This window comes from Dactylosporangium sp. NPDC051484 (assembly GCF_040689395.1).
GTDB lineage: Bacteria > Actinomycetota > Actinomycetes > Mycobacteriales > Micromonosporaceae > Dactylosporangium.
In genome coordinates, this window is sequence record NZ_JBFAZX010000010.1 from 204,592 (window position 1) to 213,372 (window position 8,781).

Genomic DNA, 8,781 nt, shown 5'->3' on the forward strand with positions numbered 1-8,781 from the left:
TGAGAGCGCATCCGACCGAGGGGCGTCGAGCAGGATCGGATCGGCAGCCTTCCGCGGACCGCCGGCAGCGCTTCAGGCAGGTGCGCCGTTCGGATCGATCTTCCACCGTTGCAGGAACTCGCGGACGGTCAGCACGTCCAACTGATACCGGACCCGATCCGCCAGGGTGCCATCCGTCCATGCGGGCGTCCGCAGCAGCGTGGTTTGGTCCTGAGCGTTGCGGCGAGAGGTGGACCAGCCGGCAACGTTATCCATTGGCAACTCGCCGCTGAGGTCCACGTCGCCTCTGAAGTACGGGCTCTCGGTCACCGCCCATCCAGTTAGGGTGCGGCCGGCAACCGCGGCGAGCGGGTCGAGTTCCGACGAGCGCCACTCGTGCGGCCAGCCGAGTATTAGGGGCGTGGTCCTCAAGTCGATGGTGTTCCAGGTGATCGACAAGGAGTTCCAGGCCTGCCAGGCGAGCTCCAACTGAACACCGCCGTCGAACACCAGCACGAGCGGGATGTCGGAGTCCCACTGGTCACGCTCCGGGTGCCAGCCGGTCCAGCCGGCTTGCAGCCGCCGACCCATGAGCGCGAGCAGATCAGACCGCTGGCGGCGCAGTTGCGTCGGCGCAGGCAGGAAGTTGGACCGCCATCCGGACATGGCCTCGTCCCAGGGCTTCGACCCGTCGTCGTCCTCCACACCGCGGATCGTACGGATCTCGTCGCTGCCACACTCGCCCGTCGAGTCCGCAATCAGGGACTTTCCTGGTGCCTGCGGGCGGAGCTGGTGCGCGTACTCGCCCTAGTCACCGACGCGCCCGCCCTGATCATGGATCACCGGCTGGACGTGGTCGTCGCGAACCGCCTCGCCGGTCTCCTCTACGGCCGGAAGTGCCGGGCTTGAATGGGAGGGCCACGTCACAGACCAGATCGCCGGGAGCGGCCACGTCGGGGTCGGTGGGGTAGCCGTATACCTCTCGGGGTGGCGCCACGACGGTGTGGCCGTGGTCGTGTACCCAGCGTCGAACAGCGTCGTAGATCGAGAGGATCTGCGGCGGCTCGAAGTGACCTTTGATCACCGGGATGTACGCCTCGCGGTGAGCCGGCTCGGCGCGGCCGGCGGTGTCGGCATGGACCGGCACGCAGACCTCTACCGGGCCCTGGGCGTCCTCGTTGACTTCGCCATGGAACACCACGAACCGCGGCCCGGTCGGCCCACCGCAGCGACTGGCCAGTGTGTTCAGCCGTGTGGTGGCGTCTCGGATCCAGCCGAGTTCGGCGGCGTTGACGTAGCGCATCTCGCTCAGGACGTGCTGGTCGGCAACGTCACGGACAGCCACCTGCCAGGCCCCGTGCGGTGTCGCCGTCTCGGCGGCAAGATTGCGCACCAGGCGCTCGGCAAGGTCCCGCTGGGCCGCGAGCCGTTGTTCCACTGCGGTCCAGTAGCCGGCGAGCCGCCCGGCCGCGTCGGGGCCGGGCGCACCGACGATCGCGGTGATCTCGGTGAGCGGCATGTCGAGCCTGCGCAGCAGCGCGATCAGCCGCCCGGCGTAGAGCTGACGGTCCGCGTACCGGCGGTATCCGCTGCCGGGTACCACTTCGGCGGGCCGGAGCAGACCGATCCGGTCGTACAACCGCAGAGCCCGGATCGACAGCCCGGATCGGCGGGCGAACTCGCCGATGGTCAGCAGCCCCGGCCCGCTGGCCATCACGTCACCGGAAAGGCGACGTCGAAGACCTCGTCGTCGGCCGCGGCAGACACGAAATCGGTCCAGTACGTCTCGCGGGGCGCGCGAGCGACGGTGAGCCCGTTGGCGACGATCCACTTCTCGATCGCTTCGTACACCCCGCCGAGCTCGCCGCTGGTGACCTGGGACTTCGTCACCCGGGCGTACGCCTCGCGGTGGGCCGGAATCGCCCGGTCGCCCCCGGCCGCGACCGTCGCACAGACCTCGACCGAGGTCGGCCCCGCATTGGGATTGCCCTCATAGATGGTGACGAACACTGGCTCGTCCCGGCAGCCCGACCGCTCCAGGAACGGCCACTCCGTGCTGCCGAGCAAACCGCCGGCCGCCCGCGCGCGCTGCGCAACTCGGGCCATCGCACCCGGCAGCCAGGCCTCCAATCCTTCCTGGTCAACAGTGCCCGTCTCCGACACCACATGTTGTTCCGGCACGTCACGCAACCGAATCCCGACCATGAATGCCTCCCATCCCGGCGGGCACTCACGCCCACCGGAAATTAGAGTGCAGCCTCTACCAAGGTCAGGGTCAAGAGATTCGACGGCGCAACGCCGGGTCAAATACGCAATGCCGGGCCAGTCCCCCGATCGGGCGCAGCACCGGTAGGCCGCTGGCGACGTGCCTGTGATCAGGTCCTTTTCCAGCGACCCCCGGCCCGAACCCGCCGTGCCCGCTTTCCGGTCAACGGGCTCTCCAGCGACCGTTCGTGGGCGCGGTAGCGCTCACGATGGACACCAGCAACCGTCTCCGCGTTCCGCGTTACGCGTACCTCCCGGCCGCCCTGGTCTCCGGTCACCTGGCCCCCTTCGCCCTGCGTCCGGCTCTCCTATGGCTGCTGGTCGCGCCCACGCGCGTCAACCGCCCCCGACGGCCGAGTCCGGTTCGGTGGTCAACCGGCTGTCGTGTCCGATCGCGACGAGCTGGTCGAGGCTCAGCACCGGGTCGGTCTGGACTATCGGGCTGGCGTTGCCCGGGCCCGGCGCCACTTGTCGTACAGCTTGGCCAGCGTGGTCGACACCAGATCGTCGGCTGTGTGCCAGTCGTGGCACAACAGATAGGCCGTGCGCCGTAGGATGTCCATCCGCAGCGTGACGTAGTCGCGGTACGCCGCCTCCTCGGATCGCTGCACGTTCCTCCTTCCTATGCCTCTACATCGCGGGACGGAAGGACGCGGCGATCGGGTTGCTTTTTGCTACCAGCGTCTGCGGATGCACAGGGCGGTGTTCGTTTGCGGCATCGGGGGTCGCTGCTGCGGTGGGCTCGGCTACCGTCGGGACCATGGCGGTCTTCGATCCCGGAGCGGATCTCAGCGAGGATCTCGCGTTCCGGTTGCTGAGCAGCACATCGGTGACGCTGTTCTGGCGCCCGCAGGTCCTGGACGAGACGACCGCCTGGCTGAGCGCGCACGGCTACCAGGTCACGCGTCTCGACGCTGCGCCCTGGGCCACCGAGGCGGACCTGCACCGCGACATCGCGGCCGCGCTCGCGTTCCCGGACTACTACGGGCGCAACCTTGACGCCCTCAACGACTGCATGCGTGACGTCGTCGGCCAGGCCTACGGGTGGGCGCCGGACGCGACCGGTCTCGTCCTGGTCTTCACCGGTTACGACGCCTTCGCCGTCCGCCGCCCTCGCGCGGCCCAGGTCGTGCTCGACATCGTGGCCGAGCGCTCCCGCGGCGCGGCGCTCTTCGGCCGTCGCCTCATGTGCCTGGTGCAGAGCAACGACCCGCGCATCCGATTCGAGCCCGTCGGTGCCACACCCGTCGCGTGGAACGACGCCGAGGGGCTCGACTCCGCGCGTGGCATTGCGGTGCGACGCCAGTAGGATTCGGTGCGTGGTCGGGCGTGGGCTGCGTTGGTGGTTGTACCGCTACGCCGCGCGCCGTGCCGGGCCGGGGAGTGTCCTCGTCAGCTGGGCCTGCTTGGCCGGTCTGGTCGTGTCGGCGGTGTTCGCCGTGATGCTGCACTCGCGCGTGCTCGGGTGGGTCGCCGCGCTGCTGGCCGTGGCGCTGTGCATGCGTCGTTACTTCCGCGGCTACTGGTAGCCGCGAGAAGCGCTCAACCGCGAACGCATCGAAATAAATATGTTCGCGGTGCGCCATGGCGGCGGCGGCCGTCCGGTGAACGCGAAGAGATTTGGGGGCCGCACCCGTCATCGGGCGCAGCCCCGCATCAAAGGATTCACCTGCGTGACCGAAATATCCCCGTTCGTCCAGAGCATCGGAGGTGGCCCACCTGAGTAAGGCCAGCGCAGCTCTTGAGCAAGGACTACGCAAAACTCTGGACGCATTCCGGCACACGCATGCGCTCCGTTGAAAAAGGGTCGCCGCTCTTGCTCTTTCGCCGCTCTCATCTGACTACCATCGGATATTCGAGCGAGCAGCTTCGAGGGGAGGCGGCAGCCGCACAGAGGGTGGTTATGCGCGATTCGACCCGTTTTTCGATTCTGGGACCGGTGCAGATCCGCACGCCGGTCACCGAGATCACGGTCGCCGCACCGCGCGAGCGGATCCTGCTCGCCCTCCTGCTGCTGCGCGAGGGGCAACTGGTGCCCGTGCAGCACGTCATCACCGCCCTCTGGGACACCAGCCCGCCGCCGACCGCGCGGGCGCAGGTGCACAGCTGCGTCTCCCGGCTGCGCCGGCTGCTGCGCCGGGCCGGACTGCCGGAGGACCTCGTCGTCACCGAGCCCGCGGGGTACCGGATCAAGGTCGGCCCGGAGGACCTCGACGCCGCGTTGTTCGCCACCCGGGTCGAGCGTGGGCGCGCCGCCGCGACAGACGGCGACCTGGCCGGCGGTCGCGACGAGCTGCGGGCCGCGCTGTCGCTGTGGCGCGACCGGCCGCTGACCGACGTCGACTCCGACCTGGTCCGAGCCGCGGCCGCGCACCTCGACGAGCAGTGGACCGCCGCCATGGCTCTCTGTCTCGATCTGGAGCTGCAGCTCGACCTCGCCGAGGAGATCCTGGTCGAGGTGACCGATCTGGTCGAGCGGTACCCGCACCACGAGCAGTTCCGCGGCCACCTCATGACCGCGCTGGTGCGCACCGGCCGGCGCGCCGATGCCCTGGCGGTGTTCCGCCGCGGCCGGGCGCTGCTTGCCGAGGAGCTGGGCATCGAGCCCGGCGCCGAGCTCGTCGAGCTGCACCGGCGCATTCTCAACGGCGACGCCGCGCTGCTGCTGCCGCAGGTGCCCCGCTCGCTCGGCCGCCGCGCCGCCCGCTGCCTGCCCCGCGACGTCGCCGACTTCGCCGGCCGCGCGGAGCTGGTCCAGCGGCTGGTCGGCGTGCTGCGCGACGAGCGGCCCGAGGTCGTCGCGATCGACGGCATGCCCGGCACCGGCAAGACCACCCTGGCGGTGCGGGTCGCGCACACCGCCGCCGAGCGGTACCCCGACGGCCAGCTCTACCTCGACCTGCGCGGGCACAGCGACCGTGCGCCCCTCGACCCAGGTGAGGCGATCGGCGCGCTGCTGCGCCAGCTCGGCGTGCCGGCCGAGCGGGTGCCGCCGTGCCTGGACGACCGGGCCGTGCTGTGGCGCACCGAGCTCGCCGACCGGCAGGTGCTGGTGCTGCTCGACAACGCCCTCGACACCGCCCAGGTGCTGCCGATGCTGCCCGGCACCGGGCACACCGGCGTGGTCATCACCAGCCGGCGGCGCCTCGGCGGCCTCGACGGCGCGCAGACCGTCTCGCTCGACGTGCTGCCCCTCGACGACGCCGTCGAGCTGCTGCGGCGCACCGTTGGCGAGCGTGCGTACACCGACCCCGCCCACACCATCGAGGTCGCCGAGCTGTGCGGGCGGCTGCCGCTCGCGGTCCGGCTGGCCGGCGCGCGCCTGCAGCACCGCCCCGGCTGGAGCGTCTCCGACCTGGCCATCCGGCTGCGCACCGCGGATCGGCGGCTGCCGGAGCTCGCCGTCGACGGCCGGACGGTGGCGGCCGCGTTCACGCTGTCGTACCAGCAACTGGCGGTACCGCTGCGGCGGCTTTTCGCGGTGCTGGGACTGCACCCGTCGGGCGACTTCGAGCCCGCGGCGGCCGCGGCCCTGGCCGGCCTGCCGGTGCACGAGGCCGAGGCGCTGCTGGAGGACCTGGTCGACGTGCACCTGGTCGAGGCGCCGGAGGCAGGCCGGTATCGGCTGCACGACCTGCTGCGCGACTACGCCGCTCAGCTGGCCCAGGACGACACCGCGGCGCTGCTGCGACTGCTCGATCACTATCTGTACAGCGCGGTCGGCGCGACGCGGTTCATGGAGCTCTCCGACGCCCGCTCGCTGCTGCGCCTGGACGCCCCGCCGCCGACCGCGCTGGAGCTGGCGACCCCGCCCGAGGCCCGCCGCTGGCTCGAGCGTGAACTGCCGAACGTGCTCGGTGCCGCCCGGCTCGCCGCCGAGGCCGGCCAGCATCGCCACACGTGCATGCTGACCCGCGCGGTGTCGCCGTTGCTGTTCGGCTTCGGCTTCGGCGAGACCCAGCTCGACGACCTGTACGAGCGGGCGATCGAGGCCGCCGTCGCGCTGCCCGACGCCGAGCTCGAGGGCGAGTCGCGCAACTACCTGGCCGCCGTGTACTTCCGCACGGGCCGCCTCACCGACGCGCTCACCACGCTGCAGACCGTCGTGCGCATCGGCGAGCGGGAGAACCTGCCGAGGCTCATCGGCACCGCCCTGACCAACCTCGCCATGCTGCACAGCCGCCTCGGGCAGTATCCGGAGGCCATCGCGTCGGCCGAGGCCGCCGCGGACATCGCCATCGATGAGGTACCGCCGAGCCTGGAGTTCAAGCGCAACAGCACCATCGGCCTCGTCCACACCCAGGCCGGCAACTACGCGCAGGCGCTCGCCGCCAACCGTCGCGGCCTCGCCGTCGCCCGGCGCATCGGCGGCATCCGCCCGGTCGCCATCATGATCGGCGAGCTCGGCCTCGTGCACCTGCATTTGGGCCACCTGACCGTGGCCACCGCCCTGCTGCAGCGCGCCCTGGTGCTCAAACGGGACTCGGTCAACCAGTACGGCGCCGCGGAGACGCTGAGCAAGCTCGGCACCGCCTATCGCCTACAGGGCCGTATCGCCGACGCCGTCACCTGCCAGCGGGTCGCCCGCGACCAGATGGAGCGCGTCGCCGACGTCTCCGGCCAGTGCCTGGCCGCCAACGACCTCGCGCTGACATTGCGCGCGGCGGGCCGCGGCGACGAGGCCGACTGGCTCAACAAGGAGGCGTACGCCAAGGCCTCCCGCATCGGCGACCGCTACGAGCAGGCCCGCGCCCTGGCCGGGCTGAACCGCATGGACGAGGCCGTGGCGCTGTTCACCTCGCTGGGGGCCCGTGACCTCACCGCCCTCACCCGCTGATCGACCGGGGGAGGCACGGTAGCGCGGGGCAGTATTGCCGTATGGAGTACCGCGTTGAGCACGACACCATGGGTGAGGTTCGCGTGCCCGCCGACGCGCTGTGGCGGGCCCAGACCCAGCGTGCGGTGTCGAACTTCCCCATCTCCGGTCTTCGTCTTCCGCCCGCCCTGATCGGCGCGATCGCCCGGATCAAGGCGGCCGCCGCGGCGGCCAACGCCTCGCTGGGCGTGCTCGATCCAGATGTTTCGGACGCGATCGTCGCCGCGGCGCGCGAGATCGCCGCCGGCGCGCACGAGGATCAGTTCCCGATCGACGTCTTCCAGACCGGGTCGGGCACCTCGACGAACATGAACGTCAACGAGGTCGTCGCCACCCTCGCCAGCCGCGCCCTGGGGCGGCCGGTGCACCCGAACGACCACGTCAACGCCTCACAGTCCTCCAACGACGTGTTCCCCTCGGCCATCCACGTCGCGGTGGCGGGCGAGCTCGCGTTCTCGCTGACCCCGGCCCTGGCCGCGCTCGGCGACGCGCTGCACCGCAAGGCCGGCGAGTTCGGCCCGATCGTCAAGGCGGGCCGCACGCACCTCATGGACGCCACGCCGGTCACGCTGGGACAGGAGTTCTCCGGGTACGCCGCACAGGTTCGCTACGGCGTCGAGCGCATCGCGTCGGTGCTGCCCCGCGTGGCCGAGCTGCCCCTGGGTGGCACCGCGGTCGGCACCGGCCTCAACACCCCGCCCGGCTTCGCGCCCCGGGTCATCGAGCTGCTGGCCGAGGCGACCGGCCTGCCGCTCACCGAGGCCCGCAACCACTTCGAGGCCCAGGGCGCGCGCGACGCCCTCGTGGAGGCCTCGGGCGTGGTCCGCACCGTCGCCGCCGGCCTGTACAAGATCGCCAACGACATCCGCTGGATGGGCTCGGGTCCCCGCGCCGGCCTGCGCGAGCTGGTCATCCCCGACCTGCAGCCCGGCTCGTCGATCATGCCCGGCAAGGTCAACCCGGTCATCCCCGAGGCGGTACGCCAGGTCGTGGCCCAGGTCATCGGCAACGACGCGACGGTCGCGTTCGCCGGCACCCAGGGCGACTTCGAGCTCAACGTGATGCTGCCGGTGATCGCCCACGACCTGCTGGAGTCGATCCGGCTGCTGAGCAACGTGTCGCGCCTGTTCGCGCAGCGCTGCGTCGCGGACCTGCGCGCCAACGAGGAGGTGCTCGCCGCGTACGCGGCCGGCTCCCCGTCGATCGTCACGCCGCTGAACCGCTACCTGGGCTACGAGGAGGCCGCGGCGGTCGCCAAGCAGGCCCTGGCCCAGGGTCGCACGATCCGCGAGGTCGTGCTGGAGCGCGGCCACGTGGAGCGTGGGACGCTCACCGAGCAGCAGTTGGACGAGGCGCTCGACCTGCTGGGCATGGCACGTTTCCGGGATTCGTCGTGATCTGTGCGCCCCTACTGTTCTTCTCAACGGAGACAACGACGACAGCGAAGCCTTTAAGGGGATACAGATGAGCGACATCGACACCGGCTACGACGGCGGCCAGGACGTGGACTTCGGCCACTACGAGGCCGGTCAGGAGCACGGCGCGCTGGACCAGTTGCACCAGGCCCAGGGTTCGGAGGCGGACTACAACAGCCAGTTCGGGGTGTACGAGCAGGATCACCACGCGGCGGAGTCGACCGACTTCTCGACGGGTCACCACGT

The 8,781-nt window shown here is 70.8% G+C and carries 8 protein-coding genes and 2 pseudogenes; 6 read left to right on the forward strand and 4 right to left on the reverse strand.

All coding sequences use genetic code 11. The features are described from left to right. Positions 1-72 precede the first annotated feature (72 nt). A complete protein-coding gene (locus tag AB0367_RS19595) occupies positions 73-684 on the reverse strand; it encodes a hypothetical protein (protein ID WP_366227770.1) in 612 nt (203 codons plus the stop codon). A 72-nt stretch (positions 685-756) separates the two neighbouring features. On the opposite strand from AB0367_RS19595, the pseudogene AB0367_RS19600 reads away from it, so the two are divergent. Next, a pseudogene (locus AB0367_RS19600) lies at positions 757-870 on the forward strand (XRE family transcriptional regulator); the annotation flags it as partial. A 613-nt stretch (positions 871-1,483) separates the two neighbouring features. On the opposite strand, the pseudogene AB0367_RS19605 reads toward AB0367_RS19600, so the two are convergent. The 3 genes and pseudogenes from AB0367_RS19605 to AB0367_RS19615 form a co-directional block, all read right to left on the reverse strand. Next, positions 1,484-1,693: pseudogene (locus AB0367_RS19605) on the reverse strand (MerR family DNA-binding transcriptional regulator); the annotation flags it as partial. Next, positions 1,693-2,184, reverse strand: coding sequence for a GyrI-like domain-containing protein (locus AB0367_RS19610; protein ID WP_366227741.1), 492 nt, complete (start codon positions 2,182-2,184; stop codon positions 1,693-1,695). The gene AB0367_RS19610 and the pseudogene AB0367_RS19605, both read right to left, overlap by 1 nt. 494 nt (positions 2,185-2,678) lie before the next feature. After that, entirely contained in the window at positions 2,679-2,855 is a 177-nt protein-coding gene (locus AB0367_RS19615) for a sigma factor (protein ID WP_366227742.1), read from the reverse strand. Positions 2,856-3,004: 149 nt separating this feature from the next. Here AB0367_RS19615 and AB0367_RS19620 point away from each other — a divergent pair, with 149 nt between their 5' ends. The 5 genes from AB0367_RS19620 to AB0367_RS19640 all read left to right on the forward strand — a co-directional run. Next, a complete protein-coding gene (locus tag AB0367_RS19620) occupies positions 3,005-3,553 on the forward strand; it encodes a barstar family protein (RefSeq protein ID WP_366227743.1) in 549 nt (182 codons plus the stop codon). Positions 3,554-3,563: 10 nt separating this feature from the next. Continuing rightward, the gene (locus AB0367_RS19625; protein WP_366227744.1) at positions 3,564-3,773 is read left to right on the forward strand and encodes a hypothetical protein; all 210 of its coding nucleotides are present in this window, start codon (positions 3,564-3,566) and stop codon (positions 3,771-3,773) included. A 410-nt stretch (positions 3,774-4,183) separates the two neighbouring features. Then, positions 4,184-7,081, forward strand: coding sequence for a BTAD domain-containing putative transcriptional regulator (locus AB0367_RS19630; protein ID WP_366227745.1), 2,898 nt, complete (start codon positions 4,184-4,186; stop codon positions 7,079-7,081). 41 nt (positions 7,082-7,122) lie between these two features. Continuing rightward, the gene (locus AB0367_RS19635) at positions 7,123-8,517 is read left to right on the forward strand and encodes a class II fumarate hydratase (RefSeq protein ID WP_366227747.1); all 1,395 of its coding nucleotides are present in this window, start codon (positions 7,123-7,125) and stop codon (positions 8,515-8,517) included. A 67-nt stretch (positions 8,518-8,584) separates the two neighbouring features. After that, a partial coding sequence (locus AB0367_RS19640) for a hypothetical protein (protein WP_366227748.1) occupies positions 8,585-8,781 on the forward strand: 197 nt, incomplete at its 3' end.

Excerpts from the sequence above, each read along its gene's own strand:
- AB0367_RS19610 (WP_366227741.1), bottom strand. The coding sequence starts at position 2,184 with ATGGTCGGGATTCGGTTGCGTGACGTGCCGGAACAACATGTGGTGTCG.
- AB0367_RS19620 (WP_366227743.1), top strand. The coding sequence starts at position 3,005 with ATGGCGGTCTTCGATCCCGGAGCGGATCTCAGCGAGGATCTCGCGTTC.
- AB0367_RS19635 (WP_366227747.1), top strand. The coding sequence starts at position 7,123 with ATGGAGTACCGCGTTGAGCACGACACCATGGGTGAGGTTCGCGTGCCC.